Genomic DNA, 22395 nt, shown 5'->3' with positions numbered 1-22395 from the left:
CGCTAGTTGTCCTGCTCCTCGGCGGATTCGCGGGCGCTTGTGATCTCTTCGATCAGCGCGTGCATCGCGTCCTGGCCGCGCATGAGTCCGTCGAGGCTGCGCTTGAGTGCGCTGGACAGCTGCTCGTCGGTCATACCGGCGGCGACCTGGTTTTCCGCCTCGGTGCGAATGACCAAGGTCTTTGCCTTGTTCACGACCAGTGCGCGGGCATCTAAGAACGAAGAGTTGACCTGATTCGCCGCCAGATACACGGTGGGGTCAGGGGTATCTGAGGGGGTCTCGGTCGCGGCGTCCGCGCGGGCGATGAGCACGGAGTCAAGCAGGACGAAGAGCACGTTGTAGCCGTTGATGTTGGCGTGGGCGGCACGACCTGAAGCGTCCGTCTGCACCGTGATGTCCAGGCCTTCCAGGGCCTTCGCGACGCGGTCGATGGTGACCAATTGCGTGGTGTTAGTGCTCATCGTGCGGGTCCTCCCAGGTGACGAGGGTGGGGAATGAGGTTGCCAAAAAGTCGAAGGCTTGCAGGGTGGTGTCGATCGAGCTCATGATGAACGCGCCGAGCTGGTTGTAGGACGCTCCGTGCGTGATATCGAGCGTGCGGATCGCGCTAATTGCCAGGTTTTGCTCGCCCTGCTCAAAGAAGCGCAGCGTGGGCGCGAAGTGGGTCTGGTTGTGCTCGTTGGTGGCGAGCAATATGTGGGAGGCCATCTCTTTGGGGATCTCGCCGCGCCACAGCGATTCAAAGATGAGGTGGTCATCATCGAAGGCAACCACAATCGCCGCGTTGATAAAACCGGATCGGACTGTGCCATCTTCGACGCGGTGCTCGAGGCCCTCAGCGCTAAAGATTTCGGCGACGGCCTCGGGTGTAACCGGCTTTGCCTCGTTGTTGGGGTCTGCCTGCGCTGCGGCGTTGACCTCAGCGACAGTTGCCGGGTCGGGTGCGTCGGTAGACGGCACCTCGCCAGCAGCGGACTTCGGTGTTGTGTCGTTGGTACTCACGCCCACGATGGTACCTGCGTGTCTTTCTGCTGACGCGAGAGGCGCGGCCCCTCCAAACGGGGTGTCGAGTTGGCGATTGCGGCCTCGATGTCATCGTCCGGGCTCGGTGAGCGGCGGGGAGTGCTAGAATTCGGGGCAGTCCAAAGAAGCGACTTCAACTGCAGAATGCAGCTTTTATCCAGCATCCTTTAAATTCCGCACAGTGAGGCGGGGAAGGAGGCGAGATGAGTGGAGATTCCCGCACGACGGTGGAACTGCTGAGCGCAGACGACGTCGGGCGCACGATCGCACGCATTGCGCACCAAATAATTGAAAAGACGGCGCTTGACGCGGCGTCGCAATCCGGTACCGCACCGGTGCAACTGCTCGGCATTCCCTCTGGGGGCGTCCCGCTGGCGCAGCGCATCGCTGCAGCCATTGAAGAGTTTTCTGGGGTGAACGTGCCCGTCGGCAGCCTCGATGTCACCCTGTACCGCGATGACTTGCGCGACAAACCACACCGCGCGCTGCGCCCTACGCATATTCCGGCACCGCTCGACGGGGCGACCGTTGTCCTGGTGGACGATGTGCTTTACTCCGGCCGCACCATTCGTGCTGCGCTCGATTCGCTGCGCGACATCGGCCGGCCGCAAGCCATTCAGCTCGCCGTCCTGGTGGACCGCGGGCACCGCCAATTGCCCATTCGGGCGGATTACGTGGGCAAGAACATTCCGACCGCGTTGACCGAGGACGTGACCGTGACACTCACGCCGATCGACGCAGTTGATGCGGTCACGCTGCACCGGGAGGCTTAACGGATGAAACACCTCATTGATATTGCAGACTTAAGCCGGGACGAGGCGATCGCCATCATGGACGAGGCCGACCGCTTCAAAGAAGCCCTCGACGGCCGGGAGATTAAGAAGCTGCCCACGCTGCGAGGCCGCACCATCTTCACCCTCTTCTACGAAAACTCCACTCGTACCCGCTCGTCTTTCGAGACGGCTGGTAAGTGGATGAGCGCGGATGTGATCAACCTGTCCGCGTCGAGCTCTTCGGTGAAGAAGGGCGAATCGCTCAAAGACACGGCACTTACGGTTCAGGCTGTCGGCGCGGACGCGATCGTGGTTCGCCACCCGGCGTCGGGAGCTGCGCAGCTGCTCAAGCAGTGGCTGCCGGGCACGTCGATTGTCAACGCCGGGGACGGCAAGCACCAGCACCCCACTCAGGCCCTGCTCGACGCGGTGACGATGCGCCAGCGCATCGGCGAGATCGTCGGCCGCAAGGTGGTCATCGTGGGCGACATCGTGCACTCGCGCGTCGCGCGTTCCAACGTGGATCTGCTCAACCTGCTCGGAGCAGAAGTTGTGCTGGTGGCGCCGCCGACGCTGCTGCCTACGGGGGTGGAGCACTGGCCGGCGCGTGTTGCATACGACTTGGACGCCGAGGTTGTCGACGCGGATGTGGTGATGATGCTGCGCGTGCAGGCCGAGCGCATGCACGGCGGCTTTTTCCCTTCGCATCGCGAATACGCCACGCTGTACGGCTTGAGCCCGCAGCGTGCCGACCGGATGAAAGAAGGCGCGATCATCATGCACCCGGGCCCGATGCTGCGCGGGATGGAAATTAACTTTGCTGTTGCGGAGCGAGACAACACCGCGGTACTGCAGCAGGTCTCAAACGGTGTGTACACCCGCATGGCGGTGCTGTTTACGCTGCTCGCGGGAGAGGAAGAGTAAATGGGAAAGATCGGAATCACAAACGTCCGCCCGTATGGTGAGGACGAGGTACAGCTGCTTATCGACGACGGCGTCATCGCCGCTATCGGGAAAGACCTCAAGTTCGACGAAATCGAAGATGAGTCCTTCGAGGTCATCGATGCGGGCGGCAAAGTCTTGCTCCCGGGCCTCGTGGACATGCACGTGCACCTGCGCGAGCCGGGCCGCGAAGACACGGAAACCATCGCCACCGGCTCCGAAGCAGCCGCCAAAGGCGGCTTTACCGCGGTGTTTACCATGGCGAACACGAGCCCGGTGATTGACCAGCCTTTCCTCGCCGATGCGGTGTGGGAAAAGGGCCAAGCCTACGGCAAGTGCGATGTCTACCCGGTGGGCGCGATCACGCAGAACCTCGAGGGCACACAGCTCAGCGAGATTGGGCTGATGAGCCAAGGCCACGTGCGCATGTTCTCTGACGATGGCAAGTGCGTCAATGACCCGCAGGTCATGCGCCGGGCAGTCGAGTACGCCAAGGCCTACGACGTGTTGCTCGCCCAACACGCAGAAGACCACCGCATGACCGAGGACGCAGTCGCGCACGAGGGAGAGACTGCGGCCCGGCTCGGCCTGGGCGGTTGGCCGCGGGTAGCGGAGGAATCCGTCGTTGCTCGCGATGTGATCATGACCCGCGACTACGGCGGGCGCCTGCACATCTGCCACGCCTCGACCGAGGGCACCGTGGAGCTTCTGCGCTGGGCGAAAGCGCAGGGCATCGGGGTCAGCGCCGAGGCAACACCGCACCACCTGCTGCTTACCGACGAAAAGCTCGAGTCCTACGACGGCGTGTACCGCGTCAATCCGCCGCTGCGCGAGCAACGCGACACGATCGCGCTGCGGGACGCGCTGCTCGACGGCACGATCGATGTGGTCGCGACCGACCATGCCCCGCACGGCTCCGAAGACAAGTGCGTCGAGTTCGAGCACGCGAAGCCGGGCATGCTTGGCCTGGAGACTTCGCTGCCAATCATCGCGCGGGTCTTCGTCGAATCTGGCTTGGCTGACTGGCGCTTCGTGGCGAAGGTGATGAGCGAACGCCCCGCCGAAATCCTGCGTCTGAAGGACCAAGGCCGCCCGATTGCCGAGGGGGAGCCAGCCAACCTCGTGCTTGTCGACCCGGGCGCGGCGTGGACCGTCGAAGGTGCCAAGCTGCGCTCCAAGGCCTCGAACACCCCCTACGAAGGCACCGAGTTTGCGACCAGCATTGCGCTGACGATGCTGCGTGGCACGGTGACCTACCGGGCAGAGGATACTGCAGCAGAAACGACCATCACCAGCACGAAATAGGTTTATAAAGGAAGCAACTATGACTGAATCTCGAATCCCCGCGGCCCTCGTGCTCGGCGACGGCAAGGTCTACCGTGGCTACGCTTTCGGCGCAGTTGAGCGCGACAGCGACATTGACCCGGTGTACGGCGAAGCGGTGTTTACCACCGGCATGACCGGCTACCAGGAAACGATGACTGATCCCTCGTATCACCGCCAGATCGTGGTGATGACGGCCCCGCAGATCGGTAACACCGGCTGGAACGACGAAGACAACGAGTCCCACGACGGCCGCATCTGGGTTGCCGGCCTCATCGTGCGCGATCTTTCCAAGCGCGTCTCGAACTGGCGCGCAGCGCGCTCCCTCGAAGAGGAAATGCGTGCGCAGGGCATCGTCGGCATCTCGGGCATTGACACCCGTAGCGTGGTGCGCCACTTGCGTAACGAGGGTTCCGCCCCGGCAGGTCTGTTCGTGGGCGCGGCGTCGCAAAGCGATGTCCAAGACTTGGTGGCGAAGGTGAACGCGCAGCCTTCCATGGCTGGGGCTGACCTGTCTGCCCAGGTGAGCACCGACGAGGCGTACACGATTGCGGCGAAGGGCGAGAAGCGCTTCACCGTCGTGGCCTACGACATGGGGATCAAGACCGCCACGCCGAACCACCTTGCCGAGCGCGGGGTGGAGACCATTGTCGTGCCGGCGAACACTCCCTTCTCGGACATTGCGCAGTACACACCGGATGGTGTGTTCATCTCCAACGGCCCGGGCGACCCGGCCACCGCGGATGAAATGGTGGAGATCACCCGCAAGATCATCCAGGACAAGCTGCCGCTGTTTGGTATTTGCTTTGGTAACCAGATTCTCGGGCGCGCGCTCGGTCTTGACACCTACAAGCTGAAGTTCGGCCACCGTGGGGTCAACGTCCCGGTGAAGAACCACCTGACCTCCAAGATCGACATCACCAGCCAGAACCACGGCTTCGCGCTGGCCGCGCCCGAGGGCGTTGGCCCGGGCGATCGCTTCGATACCGAGTTCGGCCCTGCCGTGATTACCCACACCTGCCTCAACGACGACGTCGTCGAAGGCGTGGCGCTGGAGAACGGCATGGCGTACTCGGTGCAGTTCCACCCGGAATCTGCCGCGGGTCCGCACGATGCGAACCCGCTGTTCGATCAGTTCATTGCGCTGATGCGTGAGTACAGCCCGAACGCGAAATAACCAGGAAGAACGAAAGTACTAGGGAGTATCACCGATGAAACGAGAAGACATCAACCACGTCCTGGTTATTGGCTCCGGACCGATCGTAATTGGCCAGGCCTGCGAGTTTGACTACTCGGGCACCCAGGCGTGCCGCGTGCTCAAAGAAGAGGGTCTGCGCGTGACCCTGATCAACTCGAACCCGGCCACGATCATGACGGACCCGGAGTTTGCGGACCACACCTATGTCGAGCCGATCGAGCCGCACTACATCGACATGATTCTGGAAAAGGAGGCGAAGCAGGGCACCCCTGTCGACGCCATCCTGGCTACCCTGGGTGGACAGACTGCGCTGAACGCCGCAATCCAGTTGGATCGGCAGGGCATCCTGGCTAAGCACGGGGTCGAGCTCATCGGCGCGAACATCGACGCCATCGAGCGCGGCGAGGACCGCCAGAAGTTCAAGGACATCGTGGAAAAGATTGGCGGCGAGTCCGCCCGTTCCCGCGTCTGCTACACCATGGATGAGGTCCACGACACTGTCGAAGAGCTCGGCCTGCCCGTTGTCGTGCGACCCTCCTTCACCATGGGTGGGCTCGGCTCAGGCCTGGCTTTCACCATGGAGGATCTCGACCGCATCGCCGGCGGCGGCCTCGAGGCAAGCCCCGAGGCGAACGTGCTCATCGAGGAATCTATCCTCGGCTGGAAGGAGTTCGAGCTCGAGCTGATGCGCGATGGCGACGATAACGTCGTGGTCATCGCCTCGATCGAAAACGTCGACGCGCTCGGTGTCCACACCGGCGACTCCGTCACCGTGGCCCCCGCGCTGACGCTGACGGATCGCGAGTACCAGACGATGCGCGACCAAGGCATCGCCATTATCCGCGAGGTAGGCGTGGATACAGGCGGCTGCAACATCCAGTTCGCGGTCAACCCGGAAGACGGCCGCATCATCACGATCGAGATGAACCCGCGCGTTTCCCGTTCCTCCGCGCTGGCCTCGAAGGCGACCGGCTTCCCGATCGCCAAGATCGCCTCCAAGCTGGCGATCGGCTACACCCTCGACGAGATCACCAACGACATCACCGGTGTGACGCCTGCAGCGTTCGAGCCGACGCTTGACTACGTGATCGTGAAGATGCCGCGCTTCGCCTTCGAGAAGTTCCCGGGCAGCGATGACACGCTCGGCACCTCGATGAAGGCGGTCGGCGAGGCCATGGGCATCGGCCGCAACTACATCCAGGGCCTGAACAAGGTGATGCGCTCGATGGAGGACAAGCCGAACGGCTTCTGGACCCGCCCGGATGAGTACTTCGCCGAAGGGCGCGAAAGCGACCTGCCCGCCGTGCTCGAGGACCTCAAGGTCCCGACCGACAAGCGCATGTACGACGTCGAACTCGCGCTGCGCCTCGGCGCAAGCATCGACGAGGTGCACGAGGCCAGCGGCATCGACCCCTGGTTCCTCGCCGAGCTGCAAGCGCTCGTGGACTTCCGCCAGCAGCTTGTCGACGCCCCCGTGCTCGACGCCGAACTCCTCCGCGAGGCAAAGGCGTACGGCCTGTCCGACGCCCAGATCGCGGCACTGCGGCCTGAACTGGCGGGGGAGGACGGCGTGCGTTCCCTGCGTTGGTCGCTGGGCATCCACCCCGTGTTCAAGACCGTCGATACCTGCGCCGGCGAGTTCGAGGCGCAGACGCCGTACCACTACTCGGCATACGAGATGGACCCGAATGCCGAGAACGAAGTTGCGGAAACCGGCCGGGAGAAGGTCATTATCTTGGGCTCGGGCCCGAACCGTATTGGCCAGGGCATCGAGTTCGACTACTCCTGCGTGCATGCGGCGCTAGAGCTCTCCCGCATCGGCTACGAGACGGTCATGGTCAACTGCAACCCGGAGACGGTGTCCACCGACTACGACACGGCGGATCGCCTCTACTTCGAGCCGTTGACCTTCGAGGACGTCATGGAGATCTACCGCGCCGAGTCTGCCTCTGGCACGGTGGCTGGCGTGATTGTCCAGCTGGGCGGCCAGACCCCGTTGGGGCTGGCGCAGCGCCTCGCGGACGCGGGCGTGCCCGTCGTAGGCACGACCCCGGAGGCCATCGACTCGGCAGAAGACCGCGGCGAGTTCGGTGACGTGCTCGCCGCCGCGAACTTGCCGGCGCCGGCGTACGGCACCGCGACGTCCTTTGAGGAGGCACGCGAGGTGGCGGCCGGTATCGGCTACCCGGTGCTGGTGCGACCTTCCTACGTGCTTGGCGGTCGCGGCATGGAAATCGTGTACGACGAGGCGAGCCTGCACGACTACATCGATCGTGCGACTGAGCTGTCGCCGGATCACCCGGTGCTGGTGGACCGCTTCCTCGACTCCGCGATTGAGATTGACGTCGACGTGCTTTGCGACGGCGACGAAGTCTACCTCGGCGGCGTGATGGAGCACATCGAGGAGGCCGGTATCCACTCCGGCGACTCGGGCTGTGCTTTGCCGCCGATGACGATCGGCCCGGAGGACATCGCCCAGGTGCGCCGCTCTGCTGAGGCACTCGCGCACGGCATTGGTGTGAAGGGCCTGATGAACGTCCAGTTCGCGCTGAAGGACGACATTCTCTACGTCATTGAGGCGAACCCGCGTGCGTCCCGTACGGTGCCGTTCGTGTCCAAGGCCACGGGCGTGCACTTGGCCAAGGCTGCGGCACGCATCATGATGGGCGCCACCCTTGCGCAGCTGCGCGAGGAGGGCCTGATCCCCACGGAGTACGATGGCGGATCCCTTCCACTCGACCACCCGATCGCGGTGAAGGAGGCGGTGCTGCCGTTTACGCGCTTCCGTCGCCCCGACGGTTCGCTGCTGGACACCATCCTTGGCCCCGAGATGAAATCGACGGGCGAGGTGATGGGCCTCGCACCCTCCTTCGGTGTGGCGTATGCCAAGGCCGAGGTCGCTGCCTTCGGCCCGCTGCCGACGGAGGGCACGGTGTTCGTGTCCGTGGCTAACCGCGACAAGCGCACGCTCATTTTCCCGATCCAGCGGCTGTCCACAATGGGCTTCAAGATCGTCGCAACCTCAGGTACCGCGCAGATGCTGCGCCGCAACGGCATCGACTGCGAGGTCGCGCAGAAGGCGTCGGAAGTCCGCGAAGGTGGGGAAGGGACCTCGATCGTCGATCGCATCAGCGAGGGCGAGATCGACCTGATTCTCAACACCCCGGCCGGTTCCTCCGGTGCCCGTCACGACGGCTACGACATCCGTGCCGCCGCCGTGGTAGCAGGTGTGCCGATCATGACGACGGTGCAGGGTGTTACCGCTGCGGTGCAGGGGATCGAGGCGATCCGCGACAACGAGATCACGGTGACGAGCCTGCAGGAGCTGGAGCACTCGAGCGAGGAAGCGAAGGCTTAGGTTTCATGGCACCAAATCCCGGATTCGGGCAGCGGCTTGTCGACGCCGGCCAGCGCTACGGCAGGTTGTGCGTCGGCATCGATCCTCACGCTGCGCTACTACAACAGTGGGGCCTGCCGGACAGCGTGGACGGCCTTGCCGAGTTTTCCCGCATTTGCGTGGAAGCTTTCGCTGGCCACGTGGCGCTTGTGAAGCCACAGGTCGCTTTCTTCGAGCGCTTTGGTTCGCGCGGGTTCGCGGTTCTGGAAGAGACGCTTGCTGCGCTGCGGGAACGCGATACGCTCGTCGTTGCGGACGCGAAACGCGGCGATATCGGCTCGACGATGGCTGGCTACGCAGCAGCGTGGCTCGCGCCTGGTGCCCCGCTCGAGGTGGATGCGTTAACCCTGACGCCATACCTTGGCGTCGGTTCGCTCGCTCCGGCGATCGAGCTCGCCGCTGCAAACGGCAAGGGAGTGTTCGTCATGGCGGCGAACTCGAACCCGGAGGCGGAGGCCTTCCAGAGTTCGTTGTTGGAGGGTCGCACTGTGGCGCAATACATGGTCGACGGGTGCGCGGAGTACAACGCGGGCGAGGGGATCGGTCACGTCGGCGTCGTGGTCGGAGCAACGGTGGCACACCCGCCTGTGCTCGAGGGCCTTAACGCACCGGTGCTCATGCCCGGTGTGGGCGCGCAGGGCGCCACAATGGAGGATGTCGCCCGGATCGCAGGGAGCCAGGCACACCTCGTATTTCCGAACGTGTCGCGCTCTGTGCTCAAGACCGGGCCGGTCGTTGGTGAACTGCGAAAACAAGCCTGCGACCTGGCAAAATAGGGCAGTTGGCGGGGGCGTTTGCGCTTTTCGTCAAAAAGCCTGGTAGTTTAGTTCCGTCAAAGCGTTGACGTGGCGAAATACTGCGCGGTGCGCGGTAGGAGTTGCGGTGCCGTCACCGGCACGTCTTCAACGCGGCGGAACTAACCCAGTGCTACACTGAGCCAGAACTGAGAGTTGCACCGGTGGTATTTTGCCCCGGTACTTTCAGAGCGAAGGTTTAGGTAGGACTGGACCGAAACGTACTACTACTTTATGGAGGAACCAGTGGCACTTCCACAGTTGACTGATGAGCAGCGCAAGGCAGCACTTGCAAAGGCAGCCGAGGCACGTAAGCAGCGCGCCGAGCTGAAGGCTTCCCTCAAGCGCGGCGACACCAACCTCAAGGACGTGCTCGCAAAGGCTGAGTCCGACGAGATCATTGGCAAGACCAAGGTCTCCGCACTGCTCGAGGCAATGCCGAAGGTGGGCAAGGTCAAGGCTCGCGAGATCATGGAAGAGCTGGAGATCGCACAGACTCGTCGTCTGCGTGGCCTGGGCGAGCGTCAGCGTCGTGCCCTGCTCGAGCGCTTCGGTTTCTCCGAGGACTAAAGCATGACTGAGGTATCGCCGCGAGGCAGGCTGGTCGTGCTGGCCGGCCCCTCCGCTGTGGGTAAATCGACAGTGGTGCACAGGCTTGTGAGCGATGTCCCTGATCTGTATTTCTCCGTCTCAATGACCACTCGGGCACCGCGCCCGGGTGAAGTCGACGGGGAAGACTACTTCTTTGTCAGTGCTGACGACTTCCAGCGCCGCATTGATGCGGGCGAGATGCTGGAGTGGGCCGACATTCATGGCGGATTGCAGCGTTCCGGCACCCCGGCTGGTCCGGTGCAGGAGGCGCTCGATGCGGGCCGTCCCGTGCTGGTGGAAGTAGACCTCGCAGGCGCGCGCAACATCAAACGGCTGATGCCTGAGGCGTCGACTGTCTTTTTGGCCCCGCCTTCGTGGGAGATTCTGGTACAGCGCCTCTCCGGCCGTGGTACGGAGACGGAAGAGGTAATCCAGCGTCGACTGCTTACTGCACGTGAAGAGCTCAATGCGCAACACGAGTTCGATGATGTGGTGGTCAACGACGATGTGGACAACGCCGTCGCGGCAATTGCCAGCATCCTGATGAACAGCACTAACAACGAGACAAACGAGTAGGTTTTTGTGAGCAATATTACTGAGGATCAGTCGCAGGTCACCGCGGATTCACCGGAGCAGAAGACCTACGACACCCCGCAAGGTATTACCGCACCCCCGATCGATGAGCTGCTGACGAAGGTATCGTCCAAGTACGCTCTCGTGATTTTCGCGGCAAAGCGTGCCCGCCAGATCAACAGCTTCTACCAGGACTCCGAAGATGGCGTCTTCGAGTTCGTCGGCCCTCTGGTGACACCGGAGCCCGGCGAGAAGCCGCTTTCCATCGCGCTGCGCGAGATCCAGGCGGGTCTCCTGGAGCACGAAGAGGGGCAGTAACGTCAAAGACGCGCTGTTTCGGCGCAAGCCACGCTGTAAACGCCCACCTGCCTTCCTGTCGGCAGGTGGGCGTTGTGCGTTGCGTATGCTTGGTGGCCATGAGCCAAGTTCACAAACAGCGCACCGAGTCCAAGAGCCCAGCACATGCGTTAAAGGTGGTCGTGGGCGTAGCCGGCGGCATCGCGGCGTACAAAGCGTGCCACCTGATTCGGGATTTCAAAGAGGGGGGCGACGACGTGCGTGTCGTCCCGACCCCTAGCGCACTCGAGTTTGTCGGACCGGCTACCTTCGAGGCGTTGTCCGGCCACCCCGTTGATACGGGCGTATTTTCGCGTGTGGACGAGGTGCAGCACGTGCGAGTCGGCCAAGAGGCGGACCTGATCGTTATCGCTCCGGCCACAGCGGATGTGATTGCGCGGATCGCCGCAGGCCGCGCGGACGACCTGCTCACGGCCACGGTGCTCGTCGCCACCTGTCCGATCGTGGTCGCGCCAGCGATGCACACGGAGATGTGGCAGAACCCGGCCACGCAGGCAAACGTCGCCACCCTGCGCGAGCGCGGGATCACGGTACTCGAGCCCGCGCATGGCCGCCTCACGGGGAAGGACACAGGTCCCGGGCGTCTGCTGGAACCGCACGTGATCGCGCAGATGGCGCGCACGGTACTCGCCACTGGTCCGCTTACGCAGTCGCTCTCTGGCACTCGAGTGCTTATTAGCGCGGGCGGCACGCAGGAGAATATTGACCCAGTGCGGTACATCGGTAACCGGTCCTCGGGCCGCCAGGGCTTCGCGCTTGCCGACGTCGCCGCGCACAAGGGCGCACACGTCACCGTCGTGGCAGGGAACACCGAAGATTTAGAAACGCCCGCTGGTGCCGAGGTCGTGCGGGTACGTTCCACGCGTGAGATGAATACCGCGATGCATGAGCGTGCCGCCGATGCAGACGTGATCATCATGGCTGCCGCAGTTTCAGATTTCCGCCCGGAGCATGAGGCAACCTCGAAGCTGAAAAAGGGGCAGGCGAACGAGGACCTCGAGACGCTACACCTGGTGGAAAACCCGGACATCCTACGTGGGCTGGTCACCATGCGCGACGCAGGGGAGACACGCGCGCGCATTCTGGGATTCGCGGCTGAGACGGACCAACCTCTGGAGTACGGCAAAGCGAAGCTTGCGCGGAAAGGCGCGGACATGCTTATGGTCAACGATGTCTCCGGCGGCAAGGTGTTCGGACAGCCTCGAAATTCCGGTTGGCTACTCACTCGCGACGGCAACGTAGCCGAGGTTACCGATGGCACCAAACACGAGGTAGCGGCGAGGATCTGGGACGCGATCGAGCACATCGGCATGTGACATGAGGGATTTTGCCGGCACGCAAGCACACCGCGCTGCGGCTACGTGCTGGGCGCGCCGTTGCGGTCGGGTGTTGGTTCCGGCGGGCACTGACAGGTGTCGCAGTTGTCGTGTTTGCAGTTGTGGTGGTTGCTTGGTTTGTCGGCGAAGGTGTCGCCGTAGTCTTCGAGTTCGCATTGGAGGCGTGCGTGGTCGTTGCGTTGTGGGGTTTGGCGGTTGTTGGAGACCCAGCGGGCTCCGTCGGGCGCGATGAAGTGGATTTCTGCGCCGTGGCGCATAATCAGGATTTCGCGGTCGGTGACCATGGAGTGACATGATGAGCACAGGGGGATGAGGTTGTCTAGGTCGGTGTGGCCACCGTTGACCCATTCATCGATGTGGTGGGCTTGCATGAACATGTCATGATTGCATCCGGGCATTGCGCATTGGTGCCCCCACATGGACATGAGCGCTTCCATTTGGATTTTGGAGACAAGCCTGCGTTTGCGGCCGTAGTTGATGATGAGTCCGTGGTCGTCGAAGAGCACGCCGCGGGCTTCGGCGTTGGCGGCGATGTTGGCGAGGTTGAAGGCGGGTACGGCTTTGTTGTTGGGCAGGTAGCCGTTGCCGCTGGTGCTCATCATGATGTTGACTTGTGCTGCTGGTGCCAGGCGGGTGCTTTTGGCCATGCCGGAGCGCACCAATTGCACCATGCCCATCAGTGCGTGGAGCAGGAAGCGTTGGGGTGGTAGTCCGAAGCCGGTATTGAGGATGTCTGCTCCGCTTGTATCGGGCCGGGTGGTGGCTTCCTCTAACGCGGTGGTGAGTTTGGTCTCGTCGAAGTTGCCGTGCTCGTCGACGTAGTCGGCCATGGTGTTCAGGCCTGCGTGGTAGGCGAGGGCTCCTGCTTTGAGTGCGGCTTTGAATTGTGCGCCGTCGACGGCGCTCATGCTGAACCATCCGCGGGTGATGTTGCCGTCTTCGCGTAGGTGTAGGCCTTTGGCGGGTGGTGTCGGGTTGATTTCGGTGTCTTTTTGGCCGGCGAGTGCTTCTTCAAGGCCGTGGTAGCCCAGTTCGATGGCCATGTCGACGAGGCGGTGTTCGTTTTCTTTGTGGATGTGTTTGAGCAGTAGTCGTACGGTGGAGTAGTCGATTGTGCCCCTATGGAAGGCTTCACACAGGTAGGCGAAGCGTCGGAGTTTGATGGCGACTGCGGTGTATTCGTAGGCGCGTGATTTTTTCATTCGGCAGTAGCGGATCAGCCAGACGGGGATGCTTTTGCAGGCGTATTCGGTTTGGATATCACGCTCGCATAGTTGGCTAATGGCGGAAAGTACTTGGGCGTGGTGTTGGCTCAGCGCGGTGTAGACGCCGATGATGTCTTCTCGGACTTGGGTCGGGGTCTTTGGCGGTGTTTTGGTGTCGGACATTGGTGTGGGCACCCCTGGGTGTGTGGTGGCGTGTTGTGGTGGGTGGATCGAATGTACGTACGCTAACAAGGATGCATAACATGAGTGCTGAACGTTTCGAACATGCCAGTTAAACGCCTATTTCTACCGTTGTTACAGGTGCGTGTATTCTGCCCGAACGCACGGCCGGTTTTCCGCCTGTGCGGAATTAGCCTGGGAGTCTGCTGGGTGAGAAGCGGCGGGGTGTCGGCCGGGACAGTGGAGCGTCGACAAGCGAAACTTCCGCCCATGCGGAATTAGTCTGGGAACCAGCTGGGTGAGAAGCGGCAGCGAGTCGGCCGGGACGGCGGAGTGTCGGCAAGCAAATCTTCCGCCCCTGCGGAATTTGTCTGGCAGTTGACTGGGCAGGCGGTGACACGCAAACGCGTAGGCCGTCTGCTGCACCGTTCGGGGTGACCCGTCCTTCTTGGCGCGGGAAAGCCCGTTGGTAACGGGGTGTTCGGTGTGGGTGCTCACGCGGGATTATCGTGTTGTCTCGTTCGCCAACGCTGCAAACCTCGAGGTAGTGGAGCGAATCAGTATCTCGTCCAATTGGTCTGCAGGGCAACATTGCAGTTTTAGACCGCTTGGTCTATTCTTGGTGAAGTTCCCGCCGCAACGCGTGCGCGCATCGCCATGGTTTCCATCCACGGTGCCACCACAGAGCAGCGTTGTTGTCTGGTGGTTCCCAGTTGGCGCGGGTGCGTAATACACGCTATTGCTGCATCGAAAAAGGAGACCGTATTGTCTACTGATCCCTACTACCGCTTGTTCACTAGTGAGTCCGTCACCGAGGGCCACCCGGACAAGATCTGCGACGCGATCTCGGACGCCATTTTGGACGACATGCTTCAGCAGGATCCGCATTCGCGCGTGGCCGTCGAAACGCTGGTGACCACCGGGCAGGTGCATGTCGTGGGTGAGGTGAAGACTTCTGCGTACTCGAACATTGCCAAGATCGTGCGCGACAAGCTCGTCGGTATCGGCTTCACCTCCTCGGAGGTTGGGTTTGATGGGCGCACCTGCGGTGTCAATATCGCCATCGGGGACCAGTCGGCCGAGATCGCCGACGGTGTCTCAACCTCGCAGGAGGTGCGCGAGCAGGACTCGGAAGAAGAAAACGATCAGGCAGGCGCTGGTGACCAGGGCCTGATGTTCGGCTACGCCACGAATGAAACCCCGGAGTACATGCCGCTGCCGATCGCTACGGCGCACCGCCTTGCCCGTCGTCTGACAGAGGTACGCAAGATGGGCACGGTCGTGGGGCTGCGCCCGGACGGCAAGACGCAGGTCACGTTCGCGTACGATGGCGACCGCCCAGTCGCCCTGGATACCGTGGTGATTTCCACCCAGCACGACCCGGATTTCAACGGCGATGCACTCCGCGAGGCGCTGCGCACGCAGGTGTTGGAGTGGGTGGTCAAGGACGCCGGTCTGGAGCGCTTCTACAACGACAACACCAAACTACTCGTCAACCCCTCCGGCTCATTCGTGCTCGGCGGTCCGATGGGGGATGCGGGGCTGACCGGCCGCAAGATCATCGTGGATACGTACGGCGGCATGGCTCGCCACGGCGGCGGCGCATTCTCTGGCAAGGACCCCTCAAAGGTCGATCGCTCTGCCGCGTATGCCATGCGCTGGGTGGCGAAGAACATCGTCGCCGCTGGCCTTGCAGATCGCGTGGAGGTGCAGGTTGCCTACGCAATCGGCCGCGCCAACCCGGTGGGTTTGTACGTGGAGACGTTCGGCACGGCCGCCGAAGGCCACACCGATGCTTCGATCCAGCAGGCGGTGGACAAGGTCTTCGACCTGCGCCCGGCCGCGATCATTCGTGATCTCGACTTGCTGCGTCCTATTTACGGCCCAACCGCCGCGTACGGCCACTTCGGGCGCACCGACGTGGAGCTGCCGTGGGAGCAGCTCAATAAGGTCGAAGAGCTCAAGGCCGCGGCCAAGTAGCCGGTAGCGGCGGGGCATGCCACGGCACAACGCTGCGCTAGAATCTGGCACCATGTCCCAGCCTGCCGCTCGCCTTCCCGTCGCACGGGTACTGCCACTGCTTGGCTTGCCGCAGCTTGATCGCCCTTTCGATTACCTCGTTACCGAGGAGGACTCGGAAGTAGCGCAGCCGGGAGTGCGTGTGCGGATCCGCTTCGCCGGCCGCCTGGTTGACGCGATAATGCTGGAGCGCACGTCGGCCTCTTCGCACGAGGGCAGCCTCCGTTTCATCGAGCGAGTGATCTCGCCCGAGCAGGTCGCCCCGGAGCAGCTTCGCTCGCTTATCGACGCCCTGGCGCAGCGCTATGCCGGCGTGCGCTCAGACATCTACCGCGCCGCCATCCCGGCGCGCCACGCGAAGGCCGAGGAGACGGACACGTCGACGCCGTGGGCGCAGCTCGGCGAGGTGGCCGAACCTGACCTCTCCGCGTGGAGCAGCTACGAGTTCGGCGAAAGCTTCGTCGACGCTGTAGTCGAAGGCAAGATGGCGCGCGCTGCGTGGCAGGTGGCACCCGGTGATGACTGGGCAGCAGCGCTCGCAGCCTTAGGAGTCAAGCTGGCTCGCGACGGTGGGGGTGTCCTGATCGTTGTGCCGGATCAACGCGACGTCGATACGTGTGAGCGCGCGATACGGGAGCTGGTCAGCGCAAAGCAGGTGACGACGCTGACGGCGAGCCAGGGGCCGCAAGCTCGGTACTCTCGCTACCTGTCAATCCTGCATGGCCAGGGGCGCATCGTTGTGGGCACGCGCTCGGCGGCATTCGCCCCAGTACAAGACCTGCGACTCATGGTGCTCATGCACGACGGTGACGCGAACCTGGTGGATCCGCGCGCGCCGTATGTGCATGCGCGCGAAGTGTTAACCACGCGCTCCGCGATGGAGCGAGTGCCGCTGGTGCTTGGTGGCTGGGCGAGGACAGCAGAGACCCAACTCTTCGTCGAATCTGGCTGGATGCACGAGCTCGTCGCGCCGCGTCCGGTGCTGCGCCAACTGAGCCCGCACATCCACGCCGCTGGTGATTCGGACATAGCCCTTGAGCGCGATCCGCGCGCACGCCACGCGCGCCTTCCCTCCGAGGCATTCATGGCTGCGCGTCGTGCGCTCAAGCGCGGTGAACCTGTGCTCTTCCAAGTGCCAAGGACCGGCTATATCCAATCGCTGGCCTGCGGGCAGTGCCGGACGCCGGCTCGCTGCCGGTGGTGCAACGGTCCGCTGGGGCTGCCGTCCGGCGAAGAAGCGGCGGCACCCACGTGCCGGTGGTGCGGGCGGATGGATCCTGCGCACGTGTGTCCAGCCTGCGGATCGCGGCGTGTCCGGGCGACGGTGCTGGGTACCGAAAGAACCGCGGAAGAACTCGGTCGGGCGTTTGCGCAATTTCGGGTGCGTACTTCCTGGGGCGAGAAGGTGCTGGATTCGGTGCCAGACGAGCCCGCCATCATCGTGGCCACACCGGGGGCTGAACCGAGCGTTGCAGGAGGCTACGGCGCCGCGGTGCTGTTGGATGTGTGGGCGCTTTTGCAGCGCCCAGATCTGCGAGCGACTGAGGACACCTTTGCCAAATGGCTGCAAGCGGCAGCGCTCGTGCGACCGCATAGTGCAGGCGGCGAGGTGGTGGTCGTGGCAGACCCGGCGCTGCCGATCGTGCAGCACCTCATTCGGTGGGACGTGGTCGGGCACGCCGCGCTTGAGCTCGCGCACCGTAAGGATGCGCGCTTCCCACCTGCCGTCCACATTGCCGTCGTGGACGCGCCACGGCATGCCTTGGAAGACTTCTTCGATCACGTTGAGCTGCCAGAGCACGCAGAGGTGCTTGGCCCCGTGGACCTGCCAGCCGGCGTCACCTTGCCGGGCGAGTGGGACGTGCCCCGCTTTGGCCAGGCGCAGCGCATGCTTGTGCGTTCGCCTTTGCGCGGTCGCACGGAGTTGGGGCGGGCTTTGCGGGCGGGCGCGGTGCACCGGGCAGCGCGCAAGCAGACCCTGCCGCTGCGCATCCAAGTCAACCCCATTGATGTGGGGTAGTGGGCTGCGCGCACCTGTTGGACAGTCAGTACACTTGGCAGTCATGACTGCGCTGAGCTTGCGCCTTTTTGGCGACCCAATACTGAAGACCCCGGCGCGTCCCGTCGAAAAGTTTGGGGACGGGCTGCGAAGCACTGCCGCGGAGATGCTCGAGATCATGGATGCTTCCGGTGGCGTGGGGTTGGCTGCCAACCAGGTGGGCCTGCAGATTCGGATGTTCGTCTACGAATGCAACGGCATGCGTGGTCACCTGGTCAACCCAGTTTGGCACCAGGTCGGCACAGAGACACAAACGGGCACCGAGGGGTGCCTGTCGGTACCTGGAGTACGGGGCACGATCACGCGCGCGGCGAATGTACTGGCAACCGGGAGCGACGTTGACGGGCGCCCGGTAGCGATAGCCGCATCGGGGCTGTTGGCGCGGTGTATCCAGCACGAATCGGATCACCTCGACGGAGTCATGTTCATGCAGCGGATGGAGCGCGAGGAGAAAAACGCGGCGATGGCGGAAATCTACGCGTCGAATTGGTGGAAGGAGAAATAAATGCGAGTGGTATTTGCCGGGACCCCGGAGCCAGCGGTGGTGGCATTGCAGCGGCTCATTGATTCCGAGCACGAGGTGGTGGCGGTGCTGACCCGACCCGACGCCCGACGTGGTCGAGGCAGGACGCTGCATCCTTCACCGGTCAAGGCACTGGCCGAAGCGCACGGCATCGAGGTGCTTACGCCCGAGTCGCTGCGCGACAACGCGGAGGTGCGTGAGCGTCTGCAGGCACTTGCCCCAGACGCGATCCCCGTGGTGGCCTACGGCAACTTGATCCCGGAAGACATGCTCGCGCTTGCCAAGCACGGGTGGGTAAACCTGCACTTCTCTCTGCTGCCGCGTTGGCGCGGCGCGGCGCCGGTGCAGGCAGCTATCCGGGAGGGCGATTCGGTCACCGGTGCCACGACGTTCCGCATCGACGAGGGCTTGGACACGGGCGAGGTACTGGCGACGCTAACTGAACACATCGGTGCAGACGACACCGCAGATTCGCTGCTTACCCGGCTTGCGTACGCGGGTGCCGACCTGCTCGTCGAGACGATGACCGGCCTTGACAACGGCAGCATCGTTCCGGCTGCGCAAGAGGGCGAGGCAACGTACGCACCGAAACTCACCACCGACAACGCGCGCATCGATTGGCACAGCTCCGCCGCGGAAATTGATCGCGCCGTGCGCTCGCACACTCCCGGCCCGGGCGCGTGGACGACGTGGGAAGGCCAACGCGTGAAAATCGGACCGGTGCGGGTGGGGAACGCGGATTCGCTGGCAGCGGGTCACGTGAGCGTCGAGAAGAACGAAGTGCGCGTCGGCACGGCGACCCAAGACGTGGTCCTGGGCACCGTGCAGCCGCCGGGGAAGAAGATGATGGCTGCAGCAGACTGGGGCCGCGGGCTCCAGCCAGACGTGGTTGCGCAAGGAGTGGTGTTTGAGTGAGCGGAGGATTCAGGTCCCGGGCCGCAGGCAGGCGCGAGCCGAAGAAGTCGGTCCCAGCTACGGATCAACGAAAGCCGAGGACGTCGAAACAAGGCGGGCGCAAGCGTCAACGCGGCACGCAGAGCAACGACCCCGCCCGCGAGGCTGCGTTACACGTACTTCACCGTGTCGCGACAGACGGCGCCTACGCCAACCTGGTGCTGCCCGCGCTGCTCCGCGAGCGGCACATCACCGGACGTGATGCGGCGTTCGCCACCGAGCTGACCTATGGCACGCTCCGTACGCAGGGGGTACTCGACGCGGTCATCGCGGCGAATTCTTCCCGCGAGCTCGACAAGATCGACCCGTGGGTGCTCGCCGCACTGCGGCTCGGTACCTACCAGCTGCTCTACACGCGAGTCTCGCCGCACGCGGCGGTGGACACCTCCGTTCGACTGGTGGAGGCCGCCGGCCAGGGCAAGGCGAAGGGATTCGCCAACGGGATCCTGCGCACAATTGGCCGCTCGACTGCCCAGCAGTGGTTCGATCGCCTCATGCCGTCGGACAAGCTCGATGCGCTCGCGTTCCAGCACGCGCACCCGGCATGGATCGCGAGAAGCTTCAAGAGCGCGCTCGGCGCGCACGCGGATGAGCTCGGTGATGCGCTTGAGGCCGATTCACGACGACCAGGGGTGCACTTGGTCGCTCGCCCCGGTGAACTCAGCGCAGAGGAGCTCGCGCTGGCCATCGGGGGCGAGCAAGGCCGATTCTCGCCCTACGCCGTGTACCTGGATGAGGGTGACCCGGGGCAGCTGGCACCGGTGCGTGAGGGGATCGCTGCCGTGCAGGATGAGGGCTCGCAGCTCATCGCCCGCGCCGTTGTCGAAACGGAGGTCGCCGACGATCAAGGGCGTTGGCTTGACCTGTGCGCCGGTCCGGGTGGCAAGGCTGCGCTGATGGGTGCGCTCGCTCGCATCGACGGCGCTACTGTGGACGCGGTTGAGCCCAGCAAGCACCGCGCGGACCTGGTGCGCAAGGCGACCCAGGGTCTACCGGTCACGGTGCACACCGCAGACGGGCGCGCGCCCGGGTTGGAGCCCGGCTACGACCGGGTGCTGGTGGACGCGCCGTGCTCCGGGCTCGGTGCTTTGCGACGTCGCCCCGAAGCTCGCTGGAGCAAGCAGGAAAGCGATATCGACGAGCTTGTTCCGCTGCAAAAGTCCCTGCTAGCCTCCGCGATTGCGCTCGCCCGCCCGGGTGGCGTCGTCGTGTACTCGACGTGCTCTCCCGATGTGCGAGAGACTCGCGGCGTGGTCGATGACGCGCTCGAGCGAGGAGAGGTCGAGGAGCTTGAGGCCTGCGAGTACGCCTGCGGGATGGCTGAGACGGGCGAGGCAAAGAGCGTGCAGATGTGGCCGCACCGGCACGGCACTGATGCCATGTTCTTTGCGGTGCTGCGGAAGAAGTAGGCTTAGCACCATGATTTACATCGCCCCATCAATCCTCGCGGCTGACTACGCACATCTTGGCAACGACGTGCGCAAGGTCGCTAACGCCGACCTGCTCCACGTTGACATCATGGACGGTCACTTCGTGCCCAACCTGTCGTTTGGACCAGATGTGACCAAGGCAGTCGACGGGGTCACGGATCAGTTCTTGGATATGCACCTGATGATCGAGGAGCCGGAGCGCTGGTTTGCCACGTACGTCAAGGCAGGCGGCGACCGGCTGATCTTCCACGTGGAGGCGACGAAGGACCACGTCGCGGCGGGACGAAAGTGCCGCGATCTTGGTGTGCAGTCGGGATTTGCGGTCAAACCCGGCACCCCCATCGAGCCCTACTTGGACTCCGTGGGTGAATTTGACCAGGTCATGGTGATGAGCGTGGAGCCCGGTTTCGGAGGCCAGAAGTTCATGCCTGAGGTGCTGGGCAAGGTCATGGCGCTGCGTGATCACATCGCTGCCGAGGGGCTCGACACCATCATCGGGATCGACGGTGGCATTGCGAATGCGACAATCGCGCAGGCGGCGGAGGCCGGCGTCGATGCTTTTGTCGCGGGCTCTGCGGTCTTCGGTGCCGAGAACCCGGCCGAGGCGGTTGAGCGCCTCCGCGAGCTCGCGCGAGAGGCGCGCAGCTAGCGCCCTCAAAACTGTGTGCAAAACTGTGTGAAGGTGCGACATGGCTCATGTTTGGCCGGACCCGGCCGCAATCGAGGCTGGAATTGCCGCGGCAATCTCTGCGGGCGAGGGGGTGCGGGGCACGACCTCGCCAAACCCGCCGGTCGGCTGCGCGCTTATCGACGCCACCGGGCAACTCATCGCAATCGGGGCGACCTCTCCTGCAGGCGGTGCGCACGCCGAGGTTAACGCGCTGGCCGCGGCCGGTAGCCGTGCGCAAGGCGCCACCGCGATCGTCACGCTTGAACCCTGCGCCCACACCGGGCGCACCGGACCGTGCACGGACGCGCTGGCCAGCGCCGGCGTGGCCGCCGTCATCTACCTCACCAAAGACCCAAACCCGCAGGCTGCGGGGGGAGCCGACGTGCTGCGGCGCGCGGGAGTAGAGGTGACGTATCGGCCCACGGAGGTGGTCGCGCTGGCGGCGTGGCGGGCGTCGATAAGCATGGGGCGACCCGCGGTGACCTGGAAGTACGCGGCGACCCTGGACGGGTTCACCGCCGCGGTGGATGGCACGAGCAAGTGGATTACCGGCGAGGCGGCGCGGGCGCACGTGCACCGCGATCGAGCGCGGCGCGACGCAATCATTGTGGGTACGGGCACGGCGATTGCGGACGACCCTCAGCTCACTGCGCGCCGCCCCGACGGTGAGCTCTACCCGACGCAACCGCGCCGCGTGGTCGTGGGCACCAGCGACATCGGCGAGGGCAACCTGGCTCGTCTTGGCTACGCGCAATACCCGGACCCGCAGGCCGCGCTGGCGGCGCTGTGGGAGCAGGGAGCGCGTGACGTGCTCGTCGAGGGAGGCGCGCGGCTCGCGCACAGTGTTGTCACCGCGGGTCTTATCGACCGGATCCAAGCATACGTCGCGCCGGCACTGCTCGGTGACGGGCGAGGGGTGCTCGGCGGACAAGTCGCGGGGACGATCGCCAAGGCGCAGCGCTTCCGCCTCGAACGCGTGGTGCGGCTGGGAGATGATGTGCTCATCGAGATGGCGCGGAAAGACTTGCTGGAGTAGGAAGAAGAGAC

Annotated in this window: 20 protein-coding genes; 17 read left to right on the top strand and 3 right to left on the bottom strand. The window is 63.9% G+C overall.

Going from position 1 to position 22395, the window contains the following annotated elements:
* Positions 1–2: 2 nt before the first annotated feature.
* On the bottom strand, positions 3–461 hold the full coding sequence (locus tag M3G14_RS06290) for a YbjN domain-containing protein (protein ID WP_259925541.1): 459 nt from the start codon (positions 459–461) through the stop codon (positions 3–5).
* The gene (locus M3G14_RS06285; RefSeq protein ID WP_259925539.1) at positions 451–1002 is read right to left on the bottom strand and encodes a YbjN domain-containing protein; all 552 of its coding nucleotides are present in this window, start codon (positions 1000–1002) and stop codon (positions 451–453) included. The genes M3G14_RS06290 and M3G14_RS06285 overlap by 11 nt, the downstream gene beginning before the upstream one ends.
* Before the next feature lie 224 nt (positions 1003–1226).
* Between M3G14_RS06285 and pyrR the strand changes: the two genes are divergently transcribed.
* The 10 genes from pyrR to coaBC all read left to right on the top strand — a co-directional run bounded on the left by pyrR (position 1227) and on the right by coaBC (position 12287).
* Positions 1227–1796, top strand: a complete 570-nt coding sequence (pyrR, locus tag M3G14_RS06280) for a bifunctional pyr operon transcriptional regulator/uracil phosphoribosyltransferase PyrR (RefSeq protein WP_259925538.1) — start codon at positions 1227–1229, stop codon at positions 1794–1796.
* A 3-nt stretch (positions 1797–1799) separates the two neighbouring features.
* Positions 1800–2720 (top strand): aspartate carbamoyltransferase catalytic subunit, encoded by a 921-nt coding sequence (locus M3G14_RS06275; protein WP_259925537.1) that lies wholly within the window; start codon positions 1800–1802, stop codon positions 2718–2720.
* Positions 2721–4043 (top strand): dihydroorotase, encoded by a 1323-nt coding sequence (locus M3G14_RS06270; RefSeq protein WP_259925536.1) that lies wholly within the window; start codon positions 2721–2723, stop codon positions 4041–4043.
* Between the two features lie 19 nt (positions 4044–4062).
* Entirely contained in the window at positions 4063–5238 is a 1176-nt protein-coding gene (gene carA / locus M3G14_RS06265) for a glutamine-hydrolyzing carbamoyl-phosphate synthase small subunit (RefSeq protein ID WP_259925535.1), read from the top strand.
* 34 nt (positions 5239–5272) lie between these two features.
* Entirely contained in the window at positions 5273–8617 is a 3345-nt protein-coding gene (gene carB / locus M3G14_RS06260; RefSeq protein WP_259925533.1) for a carbamoyl-phosphate synthase large subunit, read from the top strand.
* Positions 8618–8622: 5 nt separating this feature from the next.
* The gene (gene pyrF / locus M3G14_RS06255) at positions 8623–9432 is read left to right on the top strand and encodes an orotidine-5'-phosphate decarboxylase (RefSeq protein WP_259925528.1); all 810 of its coding nucleotides are present in this window, start codon (positions 8623–8625) and stop codon (positions 9430–9432) included.
* 264 nt (positions 9433–9696) lie between these two features.
* Complete coding sequence (gene mihF, locus M3G14_RS06250; RefSeq protein ID WP_038590808.1) at positions 9697–10020, top strand: integration host factor, actinobacterial type; 324 nt, start codon at positions 9697–9699, stop codon at positions 10018–10020.
* Positions 10021–10023: 3 nt separating this feature from the next.
* Positions 10024–10617: a guanylate kinase gene (gmk, locus tag M3G14_RS06245; protein ID WP_259925527.1), complete on the top strand. Its 594-nt coding sequence runs from the start codon at positions 10024–10026 to the stop codon at positions 10615–10617.
* Positions 10618–10632: 15 nt separating this feature from the next.
* Entirely contained in the window at positions 10633–10932 is a 300-nt protein-coding gene (gene rpoZ / locus M3G14_RS06240; RefSeq protein WP_095066809.1) for a DNA-directed RNA polymerase subunit omega, read from the top strand.
* Positions 10933–11030: 98 nt separating this feature from the next.
* Positions 11031–12287 (top strand): bifunctional phosphopantothenoylcysteine decarboxylase/phosphopantothenate--cysteine ligase CoaBC, encoded by a 1257-nt coding sequence (coaBC, locus tag M3G14_RS06235; RefSeq protein WP_259925526.1) that lies wholly within the window; start codon positions 11031–11033, stop codon positions 12285–12287.
* 41 nt (positions 12288–12328) lie between these two features.
* Here the strand turns inward: coaBC and M3G14_RS06230 are convergent, their stop codons facing one another.
* On the bottom strand, positions 12329–13696 hold the full coding sequence (locus M3G14_RS06230) for an HNH endonuclease signature motif containing protein (RefSeq protein WP_259925525.1): 1368 nt from the start codon (positions 13694–13696) through the stop codon (positions 12329–12331).
* A gap of 762 nt (positions 13697–14458) precedes the next feature.
* Here M3G14_RS06230 and metK point away from each other — a divergent pair.
* From metK to ribD, 7 genes are read left to right on the top strand one after another with little or no spacing between them, the layout of a single operon-like run.
* The gene (metK, locus tag M3G14_RS06225) at positions 14459–15673 is read left to right on the top strand and encodes a methionine adenosyltransferase (RefSeq protein WP_259925524.1); all 1215 of its coding nucleotides are present in this window, start codon (positions 14459–14461) and stop codon (positions 15671–15673) included.
* Between the two features lie 52 nt (positions 15674–15725).
* On the top strand, positions 15726–17732 hold the full coding sequence (locus M3G14_RS06220) for a primosomal protein N' (RefSeq protein ID WP_259925522.1): 2007 nt from the start codon (positions 15726–15728) through the stop codon (positions 17730–17732).
* Positions 17733–17775: 43 nt separating this feature from the next.
* Entirely contained in the window at positions 17776–18276 is a 501-nt protein-coding gene (def, locus tag M3G14_RS06215; RefSeq protein ID WP_259925521.1) for a peptide deformylase, read from the top strand.
* Complete coding sequence (gene fmt, locus M3G14_RS06210; RefSeq protein ID WP_259925520.1) at positions 18277–19209, top strand: methionyl-tRNA formyltransferase; 933 nt, start codon at positions 18277–18279, stop codon at positions 19207–19209.
* Complete coding sequence (locus M3G14_RS06205; RefSeq protein ID WP_259925519.1) at positions 19206–20657, top strand: RsmB/NOP family class I SAM-dependent RNA methyltransferase; 1452 nt, start codon at positions 19206–19208, stop codon at positions 20655–20657. Before fmt ends, M3G14_RS06205 begins: the two co-directional genes overlap by 4 nt.
* Before the next feature lie 10 nt (positions 20658–20667).
* Entirely contained in the window at positions 20668–21327 is a 660-nt protein-coding gene (gene rpe, locus M3G14_RS06200; RefSeq protein ID WP_259925518.1) for a ribulose-phosphate 3-epimerase, read from the top strand.
* Between the two features lie 40 nt (positions 21328–21367).
* Entirely contained in the window at positions 21368–22384 is a 1017-nt protein-coding gene (ribD, locus tag M3G14_RS06195; protein WP_259925517.1) for a bifunctional diaminohydroxyphosphoribosylaminopyrimidine deaminase/5-amino-6-(5-phosphoribosylamino)uracil reductase RibD, read from the top strand.
* The last annotated feature ends 11 nt before the right edge of the window (positions 22385–22395 follow it).

The sequence above is a fragment of the Corynebacterium sp. p3-SID1056 genome (assembly GCF_025152525.1).
Lineage (GTDB): Bacteria > Actinomycetota > Actinomycetes > Mycobacteriales > Mycobacteriaceae > Corynebacterium.
The sequence above is the reverse complement of the archived record's forward strand: the minus strand, read 5'-3'. Positions and strand labels throughout refer to the sequence as shown.

What these genes read in the sequence shown, in the direction of transcription:
- M3G14_RS06290 (WP_259925541.1), bottom strand. Translation starts at nt 461, where the DNA reads ATGAGCACTAACACCACGCAATTGGTCACCATCGACCGCGTCGCGAAG.
- pyrR (WP_259925538.1), top strand. Translation starts at nt 1,227, where the DNA reads ATGAGTGGAGATTCCCGCACGACGGTGGAACTGCTGAGCGCAGACGAC.
- M3G14_RS06275 (WP_259925537.1), top strand. Translation starts at nt 1,800, where the DNA reads ATGAAACACCTCATTGATATTGCAGACTTAAGCCGGGACGAGGCGATC.
- M3G14_RS06270 (WP_259925536.1), top strand. Translation starts at nt 2,721, where the DNA reads ATGGGAAAGATCGGAATCACAAACGTCCGCCCGTATGGTGAGGACGAG.
- carA (WP_259925535.1), top strand. Translation starts at nt 4,063, where the DNA reads ATGACTGAATCTCGAATCCCCGCGGCCCTCGTGCTCGGCGACGGCAAG.
- carB (WP_259925533.1), top strand. Translation starts at nt 5,273, where the DNA reads ATGAAACGAGAAGACATCAACCACGTCCTGGTTATTGGCTCCGGACCG.
- pyrF (WP_259925528.1), top strand. Translation starts at nt 8,623, where the DNA reads ATGGCACCAAATCCCGGATTCGGGCAGCGGCTTGTCGACGCCGGCCAG.
- gmk (WP_259925527.1), top strand. Translation starts at nt 10,024, where the DNA reads ATGACTGAGGTATCGCCGCGAGGCAGGCTGGTCGTGCTGGCCGGCCCC.
- coaBC (WP_259925526.1), top strand. Translation starts at nt 11,031, where the DNA reads ATGAGCCAAGTTCACAAACAGCGCACCGAGTCCAAGAGCCCAGCACAT.
- M3G14_RS06230 (WP_259925525.1), bottom strand. Translation starts at nt 13,696, where the DNA reads ATGTCCGACACCAAAACACCGCCAAAGACCCCGACCCAAGTCCGAGAA.
- M3G14_RS06220 (WP_259925522.1), top strand. Translation starts at nt 15,726, where the DNA reads ATGTCCCAGCCTGCCGCTCGCCTTCCCGTCGCACGGGTACTGCCACTG.
- def (WP_259925521.1), top strand. Translation starts at nt 17,776, where the DNA reads ATGACTGCGCTGAGCTTGCGCCTTTTTGGCGACCCAATACTGAAGACC.
- fmt (WP_259925520.1), top strand. Translation starts at nt 18,277, where the DNA reads ATGCGAGTGGTATTTGCCGGGACCCCGGAGCCAGCGGTGGTGGCATTG.
- rpe (WP_259925518.1), top strand. Translation starts at nt 20,668, where the DNA reads ATGATTTACATCGCCCCATCAATCCTCGCGGCTGACTACGCACATCTT.
- ribD (WP_259925517.1), top strand. Translation starts at nt 21,368, where the DNA reads ATGGCTCATGTTTGGCCGGACCCGGCCGCAATCGAGGCTGGAATTGCC.